Source organism: Nitratireductor sp. PBL-C9, assembly GCF_050877045.1.
GTDB lineage: Bacteria > Pseudomonadota > Alphaproteobacteria > Rhizobiales > Rhizobiaceae > Nitratireductor > Nitratireductor aquimarinus.
Genome location: NZ_JBPAXW010000002.1, coordinates 143,766 through 160,148, shown reverse-complemented (window position 1 = coordinate 160,148; position 16,383 = coordinate 143,766). Strand labels below are relative to the sequence as shown.

Below are 16,383 nucleotides of genomic sequence, written 5' to 3'. Positions count from 1 at the left end.
AATGACACTGGAGAGAACCGCCCATGCGCCCTTCCAAACGCGAACCCGATGAAATGCGTGCTGTCAGCTTCGAGCGGGGCTTTTCCAAGCACGCTGAGGGGTCGTGTCTGGTGCGCTTCGGCGACACCCATGTGCTGTGCACGGCCAGCCTCGAAGAGCGCGTGCCGCCATGGCTGCGCAATTCCGGCCAGGGCTGGGTGACGGCGGAATACGGCATGCTGCCGCGCTCCACCGGCGACCGCATGCGCCGCGAGGCCTCTTCCGGCAAGCAGGGCGGCCGCACGCTCGAGATCCAGCGCCTGATCGGCCGCTCGCTGCGCTCGGTCGTCGACCTGCAGGCGCTTGGCGAAAAGCAGATCACCGTCGACTGCGACGTGATCCAGGCCGATGGCGGCACCCGCACGGCAGCCATCACCGGCGGTTTCATCGCCCTTTCGGACTGCCTTTCGTGGATGGAAGCACGCCAGATGGTCAGCCGCGACAAGGTCCTCAAGGACCATGTGGCCGCCATTTCCTGCGGCATCTACAACGGAACGCCCGTTCTCGACCTCGACTATCCCGAGGATTCGGCTGCCGAGACCGACGCCAACTTCGTGATGACCGGCAAGGGCGGCATCGTGGAGATTCAGGGCACGGCTGAAGGCGAGCCCTTCTCCGAGGACGAGTTCGCAGCCTTGATGGGACTTGCCCGCAAGGGTATCACCAAGCTCGTGGACATGCAGAAGATGGCAATCTCCTGAGCTGGCTCCTGAGCTGGATCGCCGTGCGTCCCATTCGGACGCACAAAGGACGATCTGAACATTAGATGGAGCATCGGAATAGACCGAAAACCGGTTTCCACTTTCGGTCCGATGCTCTGATCCCGAAAGGGTCGTAACCGAGCCATGCAACCCCCGGCCATACTGGAAGCCGCGCTCTATGTAAGTGACCTTGCCGAAGCCGAGCGCTTCTATGGCGAGGCGCTCGGGCTGGAGCGGATTGCCAGGGTCGAGGGCAGACATGTGTTCTTTCGCTGCGGGCAGACCGTACTGCTGCTGTTCAACCCGGCGGCTACCGCCGAACCGCCCGCAGCCGACGCCCGGCTTCCCGTGCCGCCGCACGGCGCGCGCGGACAGGGCCACCTCTGTTTTGCCGCAACTGCCGAAGAGATTGCCCGCTGGAAGGCGCATCTCGAAGCGGCCGGCATCGCAATCGAAGCGGATTTCGAATGGCCGGGTGGCGGTCGCTCGATCTATTTCCGCGATCCTTCCGGCAATTCGCTCGAATTCGCCGAACCGCGCATCTGGGGACTGACTTGAGACCGATCGACAACAAGACCTTCGTGCTCGCCAGCCATAACAAGGGCAAGCTTCGCGAGTTTTCAGACCTTTTGGCCCCGTTCGGCTACACGGTGCGCTCGGCTGCCGAGCTTGGCCTGCCCGAGCCGGAAGAAACCGGCACGACGTTTGAAGAGAACGCCCGCATCAAGGCGCTTGCCGCCGCCGAGGCCACCGGCCTGCCGGCGCTGTCGGACGATTCCGGTCTCTGCGTGGATGCGCTGGACGGCGCACCCGGCGTCTACACCGCCGACTGGGCGACGAAGGATGACGGCAGTCGCGACTTCATGATGGCCATGGAGAAGACACAGAAACTGCTTTCCGAGGCTGGCGCGGACACGCCGGAAAAGCGCACCGGCCGCTTCGTGGCGACGCTTTGCCTGTGCTTTCCCGATGGCGAGACCGAATACTACCGCGGTGAAGCCGAAGGCCATCTGGTCTGGCCGCCGCGCGGCACGGACGGGTTCGGCTATGATCCGGTGTTCCAGCCCGAGGGCTATGAAGTCACCTTCGGCGAGATGACGGCCGAGGAGAAGCACGGCTGGAAGCCCGGCGACGAGCACGCCCTCTCCCACCGCGCCCGCGCGTTCCAGAAGTTCGCCCGGGCAAGGCTGGGCGCCGCGTGATCACCCCGCTCGATAGGACGCCGGGCTTCGGCATCTATCTGCATTGGCCGTTCTGCGCGGCCAAATGCCCTTATTGCGACTTCAACAGCCATGTGCGCCACCAGCCGGTGGATCAGGAGCGCTTTGCCGCCGCCTTTGAGCGCGAGCTTGCCACCATGCGCGCCCGCACCGGGCCGCGCACCGTCACCAGTATCTTTCTGGGCGGGGGCACGCCCTCGCTGATGGAGCCGCGTACGGTCGGCGCTCTGCTCGACGCGGTCGCCGCCAACTGGAATGTTCCAGACGGCATTGAGGTGACGCTGGAGGCCAATCCAAGCTCCGTCGAGGCCGACCGTTTTCGCGGCTATCGCGCTGCCGGCGTCAACCGGGTTTCGCTCGGCGTGCAGGCGCTCAACGACCGGGATCTCAAGTTTCTCGGCCGTCTGCACAATGTGGAAGAGGCGCTGAAGGCCATCGGCCTTGCCCGCGAGACCTTCCCGCGCCTTTCCTTCGACCTGATCTACGCGCGTCCCGGCCAGAGCGAGGAAGCCTGGGCCGAAGAGCTCAGACAGGCCATCGGCCACGCCGCCGACCACCTGTCGCTTTACCAGCTCACCATCGAGGAAGGCACGCGCTTCCAGCTTCTGCACGCCGCCGGCAAGCTCGACATGCCCGATGGCGACCACGCCGCGCGGCTCTACGAGATCACGCAGGAGGTGACGGCGGCGCACGGCCTGCCGGCCTATGAGATTTCCAACCACGCCCGCCCCGGCGCGGAAAGCCGCCACAACCTCGTTTACTGGCGCTATGGCGAATATGTCGGCGTCGGCCCCGGCGCCCATGGCCGTTTCATCGAGAATGGCCGCCGCCATGTGACCTTCACCGAGAAGATGCCGGAAACCTGGCTGGAGCGGGTGGAGACCAAGGGCCATGGCGTGATCGGCGGCGAGGTGCTGACGCATGACGAAGAAGCCGACGAGTTCCTGCTGATGGGCCTGCGCCTTGTCGAGGGCATCGACCTGCCGCGCTACGAGGCGCTTTCCGGTCGCGCGCTTTCAAACAGCCGCATTGCCGTGTTGCAGGAAGAGGGACTGGTCGAGCCCATCGGCAACACCCGCCTGCGCGCCACCCCGCAGGGCATGATCGTGCTGGATGCGGTCGTGGCCGATCTGGCGCGCGAATAGGCCGGCGTTCCCGGTTCTCACAAACCGATTGCAGCATATGGCAGGAGCGAATGCGCCTGTGTCCCTCGTCGCCTTGTTGCCTCGCCGGTGGCCCGCTATAGCTCGGGGCCTGGGAAGAGGAGACGATTGATGGCAGAGCTGACGCTGACGACGTTCGACTGGGTGCCCGAGCTGCCGCGCGGCTATGTGCGCGACCTGAGGATAAGATGGGCTCTGGAAGAGGCCGGCCTGCCTTACCGCGTGGAAAGCGCGGCGTTCAGCGACCGGCAGCCCGGGCACTTCTCGCACCAGCCCTTCGGGCAGGTGCCGTGGCTGACGGATGGCGACACCTCGATCTTCGAAAGCGGCGCGATCCTGCTGCATCTGGGCGAAAAGAGCGATGCCCTGATGCCCACGGATGACAAGGGCCGCAGTGAGACCATCGCCTGGCTGTTTGCAGCGCTGAACTCGGTCGAGGCGGCAAGCCTGCCCTGGACGATCTTTCAGTTTCACGGCCTTGCCGGCGACACGCCCGGCTGGAAGCCCCTCAACGACTTCCTGAACGCCCGCCTGAAGCACATGGAGAGCGTTCTGGCTGACCGCGAATGGCTCGGAGACAGCTTTTCCATCGCGGATATCGCCATGGCCGATGTGCTGCGGCTGGTCGACCGTTTCGACGGGCTGGCGGCCTGTCCGGCCTGCCGCGACTATGTCGCCCGCGCCACTGCCCGCCCGGCCTTTGCGAAGGCGCATGCCGACCAGATCGCGCATTTCGCCGCAGCAGACTGAGCCGACGCTCGATCAAAGGACGGTCTAGAAAGCCCCGCCGAACCGGGTTGGCGCGGCATCAATGACCTGCGGACGGCCCTCACGCACCTCGTAGACCGCATAGCCGCGCTCGGTCGTGCCATCGCCATTGAAGCGGAACAGCCCGGTATAGCCATTGAAGCCGACCGGCGTTTCAAGCGCATGGCGCTGAACGCCGCCGCCGCCCTTTGCAATGTTGGCCACCAGAACGACCGTGTCATAGGCGAGCGCCGATGTGAGCGAGGGCTCGGCCCCGAAGCGCGCCTGATAGCGCTGCTTGTAGGTGTTGACGCGCGCCTGATCGGTATCGGCGAACCACGCGCCCTGAAGCGCGGGATCGGCGAGGTTGGCGCTCGTCCACTGCCCGGTTCCCAGGATCTTCTTGTTGGAAACGTCGATGCCGGTTTCCGTCATGGTAGTGACGATGGTCGCCGGGCTGCTGCCGCCATCGGGAATGAACACCGCATCGGCGGCCCGCACGGCATCAGCCACACTCTGCACGGCTTCATAGACGGACATGTTGTCATAGGCGTAGCGCGCCACCGCCGTCAGCTCACCGCCGGTTTGCTGCATGGTGCGCCGCGCCTCGGCCTCGGCGAGGTCGCCCGCCGCCCCTTCCGGCAGGATCGCCACAACGGAGCGCACGCCCTGACCGGCGGCATAGGTGAGCGTGCGGTTCACGACGCCCTGCGGCAGGAATGAGTTGAGGTAGACGCCCGGCGAAGCAGCCGCGCGGTCCGACGAGAATGCGATCATCGGCGTCTGCGTTGCCTGCAACGCCGGTGTTGCAGCGCGAACATTGGCCGAGAAGAGCGGCCCCAGAACGGCAGACGCGCCTTCCGTCAGCGCCTGCGTGGCGGCGGCGGTCGCGCCTTCGGTCGTGCCGCCCGTGTCCTTGACGACAAGTTCCAGCGTCTGCATGCCGCTGTCATCCATCGCCAGCAGGGCCGCGTTCTTGAGTTCGGCGGCGATGCGGCTTGCGTTGCCCTCACCCGTCAGCGGCAGGAGAAGCGCCACCCGCGTATCGCCCGAGCCGATCACCTCGCCCGTGGCCGGCTGACGCGGGGCATTGTCCGCGAAGGGCTGGTTGAAGCCGCTCTGGCCATTCGTCTGCGGCACGCCGTAAGGCACATCGCTGCCCATGCAGCCGCCAAGCGCCAGAAGCGCTGCAAGCGCGCCCGTGAGAAACCCGGCCCTGCGACCGGGCATTGTCCATAACTTCATTACCGCATCCGTCCCAAATTGAGCGCGCGACTTTGCAACCCTCATGTCGGCATGTCAAAGAGATGAGCGAATAAGGACCAATGAGCTATGGATAACCCGCGCGTGGAGAAAAGTTTCGTCGTCGGCAACGCCCGTATCGGCGCCGACCCGCTGGAGCCCGCGCTCTATCTGGTGGCGACGCCCATCGGCAATCTGGGCGACATCACGCTGCGCGCGCTCCACATTCTGGCGGGTGCGGACATCGTCGCCTGCGAAGACACCCGCGTCTCGCGCGTGCTGATGGCGCGCTATGGCATCAGCCACAGCCTCACCGCCTATCACGAGCACAATGCGCGCGAGGCAGGCCCCCGCCTGCTGGCCGCCATTGAGGATGGCAAGAGCGTCGCGCTGATCTCCGACGCCGGCACGCCGCTTGTCTCCGACCCCGGTTACAGGCTTGTCGATCAGGCCGTCGAAAAGGGGCTGCGCGTCGTTCCCATTCCCGGTCCCTCGGCGGTTCTGACGGCGCTTTCGGCCTCCGGCCTGCCAACGGACGCCTTTCTCTTCGGCGGCTTCCTGCCGGTGAAGGAAGGCCAGCGCCGCACGCGGCTCGAAACCTTCCGCCAGACGCCGGCCACGCTGATCTTCTTCGAATCCCCGCGCCGGCTGGCCGACAGCCTTGCCAGCATGGCGGCAACACTGGGAGCGGACCGCTCCGCCTGCGTCGCGCGGGAACTCACCAAGACCTTTGAAGAGTTCCGCCGCGGCACACTGGCCGAACTGGCCGAACATTATGCCGAAACCGGCGCACCCAAGGGCGAGGTCGTTGTCTGCATCGAGCCGCCGCAAGAAGAGGAAAGCGTCAGCGCCGAGGATGTCGACCGGCTGCTTCTGTCGCTCTCCACCGAAATGTCGGCCTCCAAGGCCGCCGGCGAGGCGGCGCGCATGACGGGCGGCCGCAAATCCGAACTTTATCAGAGGCTTCTGGCGCTGAAGGCCGAAAGCGATGCCGGCTGAGGCGCGGCGCAAGGCCTACAGGCTCGGCCATCGCGGCGAATGGTTCGCAGCAATGGCCCTGCGCCTCAAGGGCTACCGCATTCTGGCCCGGCGCTACCGCACGAAACTCGGCGAGATAGACCTGATCGCCCGGCGCGGCGATGTGGTTGCGATTGTCGAGGTCAAGGCGCGGCCGACGCTGGAGCAGGCAATGGACGCGGTCGGCTATCAGGCGCAGATCCGCATCGAACACGCCGCCGATCTGTGGCTTGGCCGCCAGCCCGACCACGCCCGCCTTTCGCTACGCTTCGATCTCGTCGCCATCCTCCCCCGCCGCTGGCCGGTGCATGTGGAGAATGTGTTTCAGGGGGGATAGTTTTCACCCCTAGCGCCTCCTCAGCGCCGGCTCACGCGCATGGGCAGGCCGCCCTGTGGCTGGGTGGTCAGTTTCTGAACCGGCCATGGCTTCGTTTCCGGCAGCGTGTCGAAACGGAAGCGGGAAAGCAGGATGGCGAGCGCGATGACGGCCTCCTGCATGGCGAAAGTGGCCCCGATGCACACGCGCGGCCCCGCGCCGAAGGGCAGATACTGATAGCGGTCGAGCGTCTCCCGGTTGCCCGGATGGAAGCGCGACGGGATGAAAGCGTCGGGATTGTCCCACAGCGTCCGGTGGCGATGCACCGTCCATGGCATGACAAGCACCTGCGCGCCCTTCACGATGGTCAGGTCTTGGTAGCGATCCTCCGCGATTGCCTCCCGGTTGATCGAAGGTGCAGGCGGATAAAGCCGCAACGCCTCCTCAAACGCGGCGCGCGTCAGGGGCATGGCATCGAGCCAGTTGACCGGATCGGGCTCGCGGGAGAGCACCGCATCGATCTCGGCTTCCACCTTCTCGCGCTCCCAGGGGGCTTCGGCGAGACAGTAGATCGTCCAACCCAGCGCCCGCGCCGTGGTTTCGTGACCGGCGCCGATGAAGGTGATGATGTTGTCCTCGATCTCCTCGCACGTCAGCCCTTCCGGCCCTTCGGCGCGCAGGAGAAGCGTGAGGAAGTCTTCCGGCACATCGCTGCCGCGCGCCATCTTCTCTTTCCGTAGAGCCATGGTCTCGGCCACGATGTTGCGGAAGAAGGTAAGCGAGTTGCGCCCCAGAAGGCGCGTGATGCGGGGCAGCCAGTCCGGCGCGCCCAGAAGATCCAGCGGATCGACGCGGCCCATGGTTTCAAACAGGCGATCCACCTGTTCGGCGAAACTGCCCGGCTCGCCCGCAATTTCGCCGGAGAAAAGCGTCTCCGCCAGAATGTCGAAGGTCAGGAGCGTCATGTCGCGCGACACATCCACCGGCCCTGCCGCATCTTCATAGCGATCGACGAAGGCGCGGCTGCGCTCCAGCATCGGCTTTGCGAAACCGGCAATGTGGCGCGGCGTGAAGACCGGGGCCATGGCCTTGCGCGAACGCCGCCACACGGCCCCTTCCGCCGTCAGAAGACCATCGCGCAGGATCGGGCGAAGGATTTTTTGGCGCACCCGCGCCATCTTGTAGTTTTTCGCATTGTCAACGAGCACATGCCGGATCAACCCCGGATCATTGGCGATGACCAGCGGCCCGCCAATCGTGTTCTCGATGTTGATCCACGGCTCGTTGTAGGAAGGTTCGCCCCACAGTTCGAGCGGATTGCGATAGACGATCCGCATCATCTCGAGCGTGGAGGGCGGCTTGGTGCGCGGGCTGGGCGCCGGCGGCACAAAGGGGGCGGGCTGGCTTTCCATGATCGCTTCCTTTCCCGCTTGATTTAGGTCCTGCGACGCTGCGCTTCAATTTGGGCGCGGCTATGAAAAGGCGGGAACTTCATCTCCGCTCGCGCATTGTTGAAACACCTAGGCCGATGAAGACAAACCGGAGTGCACTCCGCAGAGATGCGGAAGGATAAGTCATGAATTGGAATCAGATCGAAGGCAATTGGGAACAGTTCAAGGGCAAGGTCCAGCAGAACTGGGGCAAGCTCACCAATGACGATCTCGACGTGGTGCGCGGCAACCGCCGGGAACTCGCCGGAAAGCTGCAGGAACGCTACGGCAAAGCCCAGGAAGAAGCCGAGCGCGAGATCGACGACTGGCTTTCGCGCCACTGAGCGCACGCACTGACCGCGCTTTGAGACATCCCTGCCCCAAAGCAAAAAGCCCCGGCAATGCCGGGGCTTTTTCATTCCAACACAATCCTGGATCAGTGGTTTTCGTGCTGCTCGCCCGAACCACCGACGGCCAAGATGTTGTAGGGCATGCCCTCAACGGCAATGTCGCGCGCCTTCTCGAAGGTCTCTGCGTCGACCGCACGGATAACGCTCTTGAGCGGATCGGTGACCATGATCTCGTCGCCGGTGACGGCGATGCGCGGACGCGGATCGGACCAGTGGCCATCCATCGAATAGGCGGCCGTGAGCTCAACCGACTTGTCGATCTTGCCCGAAAGCACATTGATGCGGTTCAGCTTGCCATCCTCGGTGAAGACATAGGCGAACTTCGGACGCACCGGGTCTACAACGAAGTGCACGGCGCGCACCGGCAGTTCGATCAGGCGGAAGGCATCTTCGTCTTCCGGGTCGATCAGGACGAGGTTCGACTTGCCGAAATTGCCGAGGAAGTACTGCAGCGCCTTGCCGCCGGCGAGCGTCGAGACCTTCAGATCCTCGGGCAGCGACTTCGTGTAGGCGAGATGCCGGATCGTCGGGGCGGCACTGCGGCTTCCCGAAACCAGGAGCAGGCCCGTATCGCAGGCAATGGCCGTGATGTTGCCGGAGGTGGCTTCACCATGCAGGCCCGGGCAGGCTGCGGCATCCCCCACGGCTTCTCCCTTGGCGTCCACCACCTGCACACCCTCGGGCAGCTCGCTCGGGTCCTTGCTGTTGGGAACGGTCGCGATGGCGTGCGCGCCATAGGGGATCACGACGCCATGGTGCGGTGCGGAGGTCTTCAGCTCGCGGAATTCGGGCTTGCCGTCCTGCACCTGCTTTTCCGAAACCACGCGGGCCACGCCCTCGCCATCGAAGAAAAGGGCGATCTCGCCATAATGGGAGACGAAATGCACCGGCCGGTCGCCATCGACGGAACCGTCGAGCGCCTTGGGAGCGCTGACTTCCATGTCGGCATGATCGCCGTGATCGTCGAAATGGATGCCGCTGGAGAACGCCGTCACCGTGTTGGCGTCACGCTGGACGGCAAAGACGGTCTCATTGCTCTCCGTGGCGTAGACGCGCGCAGGAGACTTGAGCGAGAAGGTTTCAATCGTCTCGCCCTTTTCCGCATCGAGCACACGAAGCTCCGGCGCGGAATGGTCGGCGACGAACAGCCGCCAGGCCTCGTGCTCATCGGCGTGGGCCGGATGCAGCGCGGCGAGCGCTGCACCCGCGCTCAAAAGCCCTGCACGCAGAAGGACTATGGAAGGACGCATCGTTTCTCTCCTATTTGTTATAACGTTACTAAAATTGGACAAGCAAATGCCGGCTTTCTCCCCGGTAGAGAACCGGGCCCAGGCAAGTCTGGAAACTCATGGCCACCCCAGAGGCGGGCGGCTACTGAAACGGGTTTTGGCGCGGGGCCGTCATCCAGCCGGGCAGGTAATGGGCTCGGAACCCGGCCGGATGAGCGGGCCTGGAAGCAATCGCCTCCATGCCCCTGAACCTATTTCGTGAGACAGGTCTTCAGCGAGGCCGCCATGCCGCGCATCAGCTCGAAATAGAGATCCTTGCCATCTTCGATCTCGGCGCCCAGCGGATCGAGCACACCGGATTTCGCGTCAGTGCCTTCGGTGACCACCTCCACGAGACGCGGCTCGAACTGGGGCTCGGCGAAGACGCAGGCCGCATCAAGCTCACGCACCTTGGTGCGGATTTCATCGACACGCTGCGCTCCGGGAATGATCTCGGGGCTGACGGTGATGGAACCGGCTGCCGCAAGGCCGAACTGCTTTTCGAAATACTGATAGGCATCGTGGAACACGATGAAGGGACGGTCTTTGACGGGCTCCAGCTCGGCGGAAAGCTCGGTCTGGAGCGCCGCGATGCGCTCGTTGAGTGCGGCGGCATTGGCCGCATAGGCAGATGCGTTCTCCGCATCGGCCGCACTGAGCGCCTCGGCAATGGCGCTCACCATGATCTTCGCATTGTCCGGGTCAAGCCAGAGATGCGCGTCGGGACCATGATCATGGGCGTGATCGTGGCCGAATTCTTCCGCTTCGTGGCCATGGTCGTCATGGTCATCATGATCGTCGCCATGCGAATGCGCTTCGAACGCGCCGCCCTCGCGCATCTCGAGCAGGGTCAGGCCCTCGCTGTCGGAAAGCGCCACCTGCGTCGCCTCGCCGGCCAGCGTTTCCAGCGGCTTTTCAAGAAAGACTTCAAGGCCCGGCCCGACCCAGAACACCAGATCCGCATTGGCCAGCATGCGCGCCTGCGACGGGCGCATCGAATAGGTATGCGGCGAACCGGCGCCCTGCAGGATGAGCGCCGGCTCGCCTACGCCCTCCATCACCCCGGCCACGAGAGAGTGCACGGGCTTGATGGACGTGACGACCTGCATGTCGGCGGCGAAAGCTCCGGTCAATGCGCCCGGCGTCAACAGCGCAAGGGAGGATGCGGCTGCGGCGAGCGAAAGGCGAAACGACTTCATGGAAGGCTCCTGTAGGCATTGAACGGACGGACATGGCATGCAAGCCCAACCTTCACCGCCTCGGTGAATGTTATGACATTACACATCCTTGCGTTACGCTATAACGTGTGCCATATCCGCTGACAAGTCGGAAAAATCACATGCTGAAAAAACAAAGCCCCTCCCCCGAAACCGCCGGTGAAATGCTGGTGGAGATGCACAATGCCGGCGTGAGCCGCAGCGGGCGCTGGCTGGTGCGCGGCGTCGACCTTTCGGTGCGGCGCGGCGAAATCGTCACGCTGATCGGCCCCAATGGCTCGGGCAAGAGCACCACCGCGAAGACGGCCATCGGCGTCATCCAGCCGAACGAGGGGCATGTGCATCGCGCGCCGGGTCTCAGGGTCGGCTACGTACCGCAGAAAGTGGCCATCGACTGGACGCTGCCGCTGACCGTCGAGCGCCTGATGACCCTGACCGCGCCGGCCGGCAGCGCCGAGATCAAGGCAGCGCTCGCGGCAGCGGGCGTGGCGCATCTGGCGGGACGCCAGGTGGCCGCCCTTTCCGGCGGCGAGTTTCAGCGCGCGCTTCTGGCCCGCGCCATGCTGCGCAAGCCGGACCTGCTGGTGCTCGACGAGCCCGTTCAGGGCGTCGACTTTACCGGCGAGGCCGCGCTTTACGAACTCATTCGCGAGATCCGCGACCGCACCGGCTGCGGCATCCTGATGATCTCGCACGACCTGCACATCGTCATGGCCGACACGGATACGGTGATCTGCCTGAACGGCCATGTGTGCTGCCGCGGCGCGCCGCAAAGCGTCATGGACAGCCCCGAATACCGCAAACTTTTCGGCACGCGTGCGGCGGAAGCGCTGGCGCTCTACCGCCATCACCACGACCACACGCATCTGGCCGACGGGCGCGTGCGCCATGCCGATGGCACCATCACCGAGCACTGCCATCCCGAGGATGGTCACCACCATCACGACCATGCGTGCGCCAGCGACACGCCGGCGAAGGGAGCAAACAATGCTCGATGATTTCTTCACCCGCGCGCTGGTGGCCGGTGTCGGGCTCGCCCTGGTAACCGGCCCGCTTGGCTGTTTCGTCGTGTGGCGGCGCATGGCCTATTTCGGCGATACCATGGCCCACTCCGCACTTCTGGGCGTCGCGCTGTCGCTGGTCATGGAAATCAACCTGATGGTCGGCGTGTTTCTGGTGGCCGCGCTCGCCTCGGTGGCGCTCATCATCATGGAGCGGCGTCGCGCGCTCTCCACCGATGCCCTGCTCGGCATTCTCTCGCACTCGACACTGGCGCTCGGCCTCGTCATGGTGGCCTTCATGACGTGGGTGCGCGTGGATCTGATGGGCTTTCTGTTCGGCGACATTCTCGCCGTCTCGAAACTCGACATCGCCGTCATCTATGGCGGCGGCGCGGTCGTTCTCGGTCTGCTGATCTGGCTCTGGCGCCCCCTTCTGGCGGCCACCGTCAACACAGACATCGCGCAGGCCGAGGGGCTGAAGCCCGAGCGCTCGCGCCTGATCTTCATGCTCCTCATGGCGGCGGTCATCGCCATCGCCATGAAGCTGGTGGGCATTCTGCTCATCACCGCGCTGCTCATCATTCCCGCCGCCACCGCCCGCCGCTTTGCCGGCGGGCCGGAGATGATGGCCGTTCTGGCCGCCATTGCCGGTGCACTTTCGGTCATCGGTGGGCTGACGGCGTCGCTGCAATTCGATACACCGTCCGGACCTTCCATCGTGGTGGCTGCGCTGGCGCTGTTTCTCGTCAGCCTCATGCCGTCGCCAAGGGGAGGAACCGACGATCGCGCAACGGAGACCAAGCCATGAGTGCCGACCTGACACGCAACCAGGCGCTGGTGATGAAAACGCTCTCCGGCGCAGAGGCTCCTCTCAGCGCCTACACGATCCTCGACCGGCTGCGCGGCGATGGCCTGCGCGCGCCGCTGCAGGTCTATCGTGCGCTCGACAAGCTGACCGAGATGGGCCTTGTGCACCGGCTGGAAAGCCTGAACGCCTTCGTCGCCTGCGCACACCCCAACTGCCATGAGCAGGAACTGATCGCCTTTGCCATCTGCGAGGCCTGCGGCAAGGTGGAAGAGTTTTCCGACGAGATCGTGAAGGACCGGCTCGACGGCTGGGCCAGAAGCCACCGCTTCAAGCCGGCCAAGACCACGATAGAGATCCGCGGCAATTGCGGATCATGCGTGGCTAAGGCCTAGAGAGCCTCACCATCGCCCGGCGGCTGCAAAAGCAGCACCTTGGCCCTTGCCGTTCTGGGATTGCGCATCGCGCTTTTGAGCCACAGCAGGTAATAGGCGATTTCAGGATTGCCGCGTGGCCCTGCGATCACGTCCAGCGCACCGGAGCGCAGATGCGCGGCCACCAGATAGCGCGGCAGAACACTCCATCCGAACCCTTCAACCACGAAGTTCCTGAGCGCTCTCAGATCGGGCGTCGTAACCGCCTCTTCCGCATTGCCGATGGACATCTGATTGTGCTCGATCCACATGCGGATCATATAGCGCTGCAGATCATAGGAGAGGAACGGAACCTCCTGCAGCGCTTCCGCCAGCGCCGTTTCACGCCCGATCCGCTCCACGACCTCAGGCGCAGCCACCAGCAGCAGTTCCTCACGGCCATAGAGCGCAGCCTCGATCCGTGGATCGTCCGGCACCTTGACCGCAAAGGCGAAGTCTGACCGCCCCTCGACCAGCATGCGGGGTGGCTCGTCATCAACGGCGGGGTGAAGCTGCACCGCCAGATTGCTGTGCATCAGGGTCTTGATCCGGTCGGTAATGAGATCGGACAGAATGTCCGACGGGCCGCACAGATGGATCGTGCCGGAAACGCGCATGGAGCGCGCCCGCACCTCCGCCAGAACATTCTCCGCCACATCGATGGCGCCGGTGACGCGGCTGGCAAGTTCGTCGGCAATGACCGTCGGCGTCACGCCACGGGCGTGGCGCGTGAAAAGCTTGCGCTCAAGCTGCGCTTCAAGACTGGCGATATGCCCGGTGACGGCTGGCTGGGTGAGCCCAAGCTCATGCGCGGCCCGACTGACCGAACCCTGACGGTAGACCTCGACGAAGCTTCTCAGATGCGTGACCGACATGTTCGAGACATAACATATTTTATGCCTATTCAAAAATACGATAATTGGCTTTCTGGCATGACAACACCGATCTTCAGGTCACGGGCAGCGATGAGGCTGCCGAAGAAATTGTCTGACCAAGGAGATCATGATGTCCAAGCTTGTCGCGATCAGTTTCAAGGATGATGCAACGGCCTTCGCCCTGCGTTCGGATCTGGCTGCCATGCAGTCCGATTATCTGCTTGCCCTGGACGACATTGTCGTCGTGACCAAGGACGAGAAGGGCAAGCCCAAACTGCACCAGCCCGTCAGCCTGACCGGGGCCGGCGCCCTGAGCGGCGGCTGGTGGGGCACGCTCATCGGCTTCCTTTTCCTCGCCCCTCTGGCCGGCCTCGTAATCGGCGCGGGCACCGGCGCACTGGCCGGCAAGCTCACGGATATCGGCATCGATGACCGCTTCATGCGCGATGTCGCCGCGAGCCTGGAGAAGGACGAAGCCATGGTGTTCGTGCTCGTCCGCGATGTGACAATCGACAAGGTGATGGACGGTCTGAGCGCCTATCGCGGCCAGGGCAGGATCCACACGACCTCGCTCTCCCGCCGCGATGAAGATGAACTCAGGAAGCTTATCGAAGCCGCCTGACCAGGCCCTCAAACCCTATTGCCCCCCAACCCCCTACTGAAAGGACAGGATCATGTCCGACAACAAAGTTGCCATCGTCACCGGTGGCGGAACCGGCCTTGGCCGCGCCATCGCGATACGTCTTGCCGAAGACGGTTTCTCGGTCGTCGTCAACGGCCGCGAACAGTCCAACCTTGATGATATGGTCGCAAAACTCGGCCCGGAACGGGCCATGGCCGTCGCTGCGGATATCTCCGTGAAGGCGGAAGCAGAACGCCTGATAGCCGAAACCCTAACGCGCTTCGGGCGCATCGACGTTCTCGTCAACAATGCCGGCGTGGCCAATCCGGGCACGGTGGACACGCTGAGCGACGACGATTTCGAAGCCATGCTGGCCATCAATGTCAGCGGCCTGCGTCACGTCTCTCTTGCAGCCCTTCCCGCCCTGCGCCGGTCGGGAGGCAACATCGTCAACATGTCGTCCGTTTCGGGCATGCGCGCCGACTGGGGCATGTATGGCTACAACGCCTCGAAGGGTGCCGTGACGCTGATGACGCAGGGCATGGCGCTGGAACTCGGGCCGGAAGGCGTGCGCGTCAACGCAGTGGCCCCTGCTACGGCGAACACGCGCCTGGTCAACGGCCTGAAAGGCAAGCGCGGCGCGCTGGAGGCCTTTGCGGATCGCATCCCCATGGGCCGGATCGTCGAGCCCTTCGAGGTCGCAAACGCGGTGGCCTTTCTCGCCAGCGATCAGGCAAGCTTCATCACCGGCGTCATTCTGCCGGTCGATGGCGGCCTGACCGCATCGAACGGCCAGCCCAACTTTCTCACCCTGATGGCCTCCTGATCCTGCCGCCGGTGAAAGACAAAAAACCTGCCCCCGCGTCTTTCACCGGCGCTTATCCTTCGCCCCGGAACCGGACCCACGCAATGTCTGAACGCTTTCTGCGCAACACGCTGTTCTTCACGTTTTTCTACAATCTCATGGGCTTTGCCACATTCATGTTCCCCGCACGGTTCGGCGGCATGGCGGCGCTGCCCACGGATGTGCCCTTCCTGTATTCAGGCTTCATCGCGACGAACATTCTGCTGTTTGCCCTTGTCGGCCTTTGGCAGGCCCGCGCGACGACGCTTCACACACCGGTGCTTGTGATCTTCGGTGTCAGCAAGATCGTGTTCTTCGGCCTCATGACAGCCGCCTGGTCTCTTGGTGAAGTCGCGTTTGCCGGTGTCGCCATGAGCGCGGTGGATCTGGCGATGGGCGTCATCTTCCTGCTGGGCGCAAAACGGTTCGCTGCGTGAAGCATGCCTAGCGCGGTGCCGGTAGATCCCAGTCCTTGTAAAGCGCATTGAGCGCACCCGCCGTGTGGCACTCGACGGCGGGCAGACCGGAGCCGCGCACGACCTCGGCATATTTGGCGTCGCTGTTGCGGGTCTTCACGAGGATCCAGTGGATCATCGCCCACTTCACACTGTCCTGCGCGCCTTCCAGATGTCCCGCGCGATCAGACCGGTTGGCGAGCGTGCGTCTGAAATAGCGCGCAATGCGCAGCCACGGGCTGGACGTGACCAGAATGACGCCGGTTGCCCGCGCCAGACGCTGCGGCATCAGGCGCGAGTAATTGCCTTCCATCACCCAGCCATCTTCAAGAATGGCCGCATCGTGCAGTGCCGCGAACTCGGCCTCCGGTCGCGGCTGCCAGTCGGTGTTTGGCAGGTGCTGCAACTGATCGAGATGAACCGGCGGCACGCCAAGTTTTTCAGAAAGGGCGACGGCCAGCGTCGACTTGCCCGCATTGGACGGACCGAGGATCGCTATGCGCTCTCCAAGCGAAGACAGGGGCAGCATGTGGGACACCCATTGGCCGCGAGGCAAGGAAGCGCGATGAGCGAAGGACGCACCGGAACCCGGCGCGCC

General features: G+C 64.2%; 20 protein-coding genes. 14 read left to right on the top strand and 6 right to left on the bottom strand.

What is annotated here, in order from left to right:
- Window positions 1-23: 23 nt before the first annotated feature.
- The 5 genes from rph (at window position 24) to ACRTG1_RS04690 (ending at window position 3,873) form a co-directional block, all read left to right on the top strand.
- Window positions 24-740, top strand: a complete 717-nt coding sequence (gene rph / locus ACRTG1_RS04710; RefSeq protein WP_113153919.1) for a ribonuclease PH — start codon at window positions 24-26, stop codon at window positions 738-740.
- A gap of 144 nt (window positions 741-884) precedes the next feature.
- Window positions 885-1,298, top strand: coding sequence for a VOC family protein (locus tag ACRTG1_RS04705; RefSeq protein ID WP_206544439.1), 414 nt, complete (start codon window positions 885-887; stop codon window positions 1,296-1,298).
- Entirely contained in the window at window positions 1,295-1,942 is a 648-nt protein-coding gene (gene rdgB, locus ACRTG1_RS04700; RefSeq protein WP_297564213.1) for an RdgB/HAM1 family non-canonical purine NTP pyrophosphatase, read from the top strand. The genes ACRTG1_RS04705 and rdgB overlap by 4 nt, the downstream gene beginning before the upstream one ends.
- Window positions 1,939-3,105: a radical SAM family heme chaperone HemW gene (hemW, locus tag ACRTG1_RS04695; RefSeq protein WP_113153917.1), complete on the top strand. Its 1,167-nt coding sequence runs from the start codon at window positions 1,939-1,941 to the stop codon at window positions 3,103-3,105. The genes rdgB and hemW overlap by 4 nt, the downstream gene beginning before the upstream one ends.
- A 129-nt stretch (window positions 3,106-3,234) precedes the next feature.
- On the top strand, window positions 3,235-3,873 hold the full coding sequence (locus tag ACRTG1_RS04690) for a glutathione S-transferase family protein (protein WP_432515822.1): 639 nt from the start codon (window positions 3,235-3,237) through the stop codon (window positions 3,871-3,873).
- A 24-nt stretch (window positions 3,874-3,897) separates the two neighbouring features.
- On the opposite strand, the gene ACRTG1_RS04685 is transcribed toward ACRTG1_RS04690, so the two are convergent.
- Window positions 3,898-5,115: a penicillin-binding protein activator gene (locus ACRTG1_RS04685; protein WP_206544435.1), complete on the bottom strand. Its 1,218-nt coding sequence runs from the start codon at window positions 5,113-5,115 to the stop codon at window positions 3,898-3,900.
- A gap of 87 nt (window positions 5,116-5,202) precedes the next feature.
- On the opposite strand from ACRTG1_RS04685, the gene rsmI reads away from it, so the two are divergent.
- The gene (gene rsmI / locus ACRTG1_RS04680) at window positions 5,203-6,111 is read left to right on the top strand and encodes a 16S rRNA (cytidine(1402)-2'-O)-methyltransferase (protein ID WP_432515821.1); all 909 of its coding nucleotides are present in this window, start codon (window positions 5,203-5,205) and stop codon (window positions 6,109-6,111) included.
- Window positions 6,101-6,466: a YraN family protein gene (locus tag ACRTG1_RS04675; protein WP_113153913.1), complete on the top strand. Its 366-nt coding sequence runs from the start codon at window positions 6,101-6,103 to the stop codon at window positions 6,464-6,466. The genes rsmI and ACRTG1_RS04675 overlap by 11 nt, the downstream gene beginning before the upstream one ends.
- Before the next feature lie 20 nt (window positions 6,467-6,486).
- On the opposite strand, the gene ACRTG1_RS04670 is transcribed toward ACRTG1_RS04675, so the two are convergent.
- A complete protein-coding gene (locus ACRTG1_RS04670; RefSeq protein WP_432515820.1) occupies window positions 6,487-7,857 on the bottom strand; it encodes a cytochrome P450 in 1,371 nt (456 codons plus the stop codon).
- Window positions 7,858-8,021: 164 nt separating this feature from the next.
- Here ACRTG1_RS04670 and ACRTG1_RS04665 point away from each other — a divergent pair, with 164 nt between their 5' ends.
- On the top strand, window positions 8,022-8,219 hold the full coding sequence (locus tag ACRTG1_RS04665) for a CsbD family protein (protein ID WP_206544432.1): 198 nt from the start codon (window positions 8,022-8,024) through the stop codon (window positions 8,217-8,219).
- Window positions 8,220-8,311: 92 nt separating this feature from the next.
- Here ACRTG1_RS04665 and aztD read toward each other — a convergent pair whose 3' ends face one another.
- Both aztD and znuA read right to left on the bottom strand, forming a co-directional pair.
- Window positions 8,312-9,535, bottom strand: a complete 1,224-nt coding sequence (gene aztD, locus ACRTG1_RS04660; RefSeq protein WP_432515819.1) for a zinc metallochaperone AztD — start codon at window positions 9,533-9,535, stop codon at window positions 8,312-8,314.
- Window positions 9,536-9,765: 230 nt separating this feature from the next.
- Window positions 9,766-10,752, bottom strand: coding sequence for a zinc ABC transporter substrate-binding protein ZnuA (znuA, locus tag ACRTG1_RS04655; RefSeq protein WP_432515818.1), 987 nt, complete (start codon window positions 10,750-10,752; stop codon window positions 9,766-9,768).
- Window positions 10,753-10,892: 140 nt separating this feature from the next.
- On the opposite strand from znuA, the gene ACRTG1_RS04650 reads away from it, so the two are divergent.
- The 3 genes from ACRTG1_RS04650 to ACRTG1_RS04640 are packed head-to-tail and all read left to right on the top strand — an operon-like array spanning window position 10,893 to window position 12,971.
- Complete coding sequence (locus tag ACRTG1_RS04650; RefSeq protein ID WP_206544429.1) at window positions 10,893-11,768, top strand: ATP-binding cassette domain-containing protein; 876 nt, start codon at window positions 10,893-10,895, stop codon at window positions 11,766-11,768.
- The gene (gene znuB, locus ACRTG1_RS04645; protein ID WP_432515817.1) at window positions 11,758-12,579 is read left to right on the top strand and encodes a zinc ABC transporter permease subunit ZnuB; all 822 of its coding nucleotides are present in this window, start codon (window positions 11,758-11,760) and stop codon (window positions 12,577-12,579) included. The genes ACRTG1_RS04650 and znuB overlap by 11 nt, the downstream gene beginning before the upstream one ends.
- A complete protein-coding gene (locus ACRTG1_RS04640; RefSeq protein ID WP_206544427.1) occupies window positions 12,576-12,971 on the top strand; it encodes a Fur family transcriptional regulator in 396 nt (131 codons plus the stop codon). The genes znuB and ACRTG1_RS04640 overlap by 4 nt, the downstream gene beginning before the upstream one ends.
- On the opposite strand, the gene ACRTG1_RS04635 is transcribed toward ACRTG1_RS04640, so the two are convergent.
- On the bottom strand, window positions 12,968-13,864 hold the full coding sequence (locus tag ACRTG1_RS04635) for a LysR family transcriptional regulator (RefSeq protein WP_432515816.1): 897 nt from the start codon (window positions 13,862-13,864) through the stop codon (window positions 12,968-12,970). The genes ACRTG1_RS04640 and ACRTG1_RS04635 overlap by 4 nt on opposite strands.
- Before the next feature lie 130 nt (window positions 13,865-13,994).
- Between ACRTG1_RS04635 and ACRTG1_RS04630 the strand changes: the two genes are divergently transcribed.
- From ACRTG1_RS04630 to ACRTG1_RS04620, 3 genes are all read left to right on the top strand, one after another.
- Window positions 13,995-14,486, top strand: coding sequence for a DUF1269 domain-containing protein (locus ACRTG1_RS04630; RefSeq protein ID WP_432515815.1), 492 nt, complete (start codon window positions 13,995-13,997; stop codon window positions 14,484-14,486).
- 52 nt (window positions 14,487-14,538) lie between these two features.
- On the top strand, window positions 14,539-15,312 hold the full coding sequence (locus tag ACRTG1_RS04625; protein WP_206544424.1) for an SDR family NAD(P)-dependent oxidoreductase: 774 nt from the start codon (window positions 14,539-14,541) through the stop codon (window positions 15,310-15,312).
- An 83-nt stretch (window positions 15,313-15,395) separates the two neighbouring features.
- Window positions 15,396-15,767, top strand: a complete 372-nt coding sequence (locus tag ACRTG1_RS04620) for a hypothetical protein (protein WP_206544423.1) — start codon at window positions 15,396-15,398, stop codon at window positions 15,765-15,767.
- A gap of 7 nt (window positions 15,768-15,774) precedes the next feature.
- Here the strand turns inward: ACRTG1_RS04620 and ACRTG1_RS04615 are convergent, their stop codons facing one another.
- Entirely contained in the window at window positions 15,775-16,314 is a 540-nt protein-coding gene (locus tag ACRTG1_RS04615; RefSeq protein ID WP_283800317.1) for an AAA family ATPase, read from the bottom strand.
- Window positions 16,315-16,383 lie beyond the last annotated feature (69 nt).

What these genes read in the sequence shown, in the direction of transcription:
- rph (WP_113153919.1), top strand. Translation starts at nt 24, where the DNA reads ATGCGCCCTTCCAAACGCGAACCCGATGAAATGCGTGCTGTCAGCTTC.
- ACRTG1_RS04705 (WP_206544439.1), top strand. Translation starts at nt 885, where the DNA reads ATGCAACCCCCGGCCATACTGGAAGCCGCGCTCTATGTAAGTGACCTT.
- ACRTG1_RS04690 (WP_432515822.1), top strand. Translation starts at nt 3,235, where the DNA reads ATGGCAGAGCTGACGCTGACGACGTTCGACTGGGTGCCCGAGCTGCCG.
- ACRTG1_RS04685 (WP_206544435.1), bottom strand. Translation starts at nt 5,115, where the DNA reads ATGAAGTTATGGACAATGCCCGGTCGCAGGGCCGGGTTTCTCACGGGC.
- rsmI (WP_432515821.1), top strand. Translation starts at nt 5,203, where the DNA reads ATGGATAACCCGCGCGTGGAGAAAAGTTTCGTCGTCGGCAACGCCCGT.
- ACRTG1_RS04675 (WP_113153913.1), top strand. Translation starts at nt 6,101, where the DNA reads ATGCCGGCTGAGGCGCGGCGCAAGGCCTACAGGCTCGGCCATCGCGGC.
- ACRTG1_RS04670 (WP_432515820.1), bottom strand. Translation starts at nt 7,857, where the DNA reads ATGGAAAGCCAGCCCGCCCCCTTTGTGCCGCCGGCGCCCAGCCCGCGC.
- ACRTG1_RS04665 (WP_206544432.1), top strand. Translation starts at nt 8,022, where the DNA reads ATGAATTGGAATCAGATCGAAGGCAATTGGGAACAGTTCAAGGGCAAG.
- aztD (WP_432515819.1), bottom strand. Translation starts at nt 9,535, where the DNA reads ATGCGTCCTTCCATAGTCCTTCTGCGTGCAGGGCTTTTGAGCGCGGGT.
- znuA (WP_432515818.1), bottom strand. Translation starts at nt 10,752, where the DNA reads ATGAAGTCGTTTCGCCTTTCGCTCGCCGCAGCCGCATCCTCCCTTGCG.
- ACRTG1_RS04650 (WP_206544429.1), top strand. Translation starts at nt 10,893, where the DNA reads ATGCTGAAAAAACAAAGCCCCTCCCCCGAAACCGCCGGTGAAATGCTG.
- znuB (WP_432515817.1), top strand. Translation starts at nt 11,758, where the DNA reads ATGCTCGATGATTTCTTCACCCGCGCGCTGGTGGCCGGTGTCGGGCTC.
- ACRTG1_RS04640 (WP_206544427.1), top strand. Translation starts at nt 12,576, where the DNA reads ATGAGTGCCGACCTGACACGCAACCAGGCGCTGGTGATGAAAACGCTC.
- ACRTG1_RS04635 (WP_432515816.1), bottom strand. Translation starts at nt 13,864, where the DNA reads ATGTCGGTCACGCATCTGAGAAGCTTCGTCGAGGTCTACCGTCAGGGT.
- ACRTG1_RS04630 (WP_432515815.1), top strand. Translation starts at nt 13,995, where the DNA reads ATGTCCAAGCTTGTCGCGATCAGTTTCAAGGATGATGCAACGGCCTTC.
- ACRTG1_RS04625 (WP_206544424.1), top strand. Translation starts at nt 14,539, where the DNA reads ATGTCCGACAACAAAGTTGCCATCGTCACCGGTGGCGGAACCGGCCTT.
- ACRTG1_RS04620 (WP_206544423.1), top strand. Translation starts at nt 15,396, where the DNA reads ATGTCTGAACGCTTTCTGCGCAACACGCTGTTCTTCACGTTTTTCTAC.
- ACRTG1_RS04615 (WP_283800317.1), bottom strand. Translation starts at nt 16,314, where the DNA reads ATGCTGCCCCTGTCTTCGCTTGGAGAGCGCATAGCGATCCTCGGTCCG.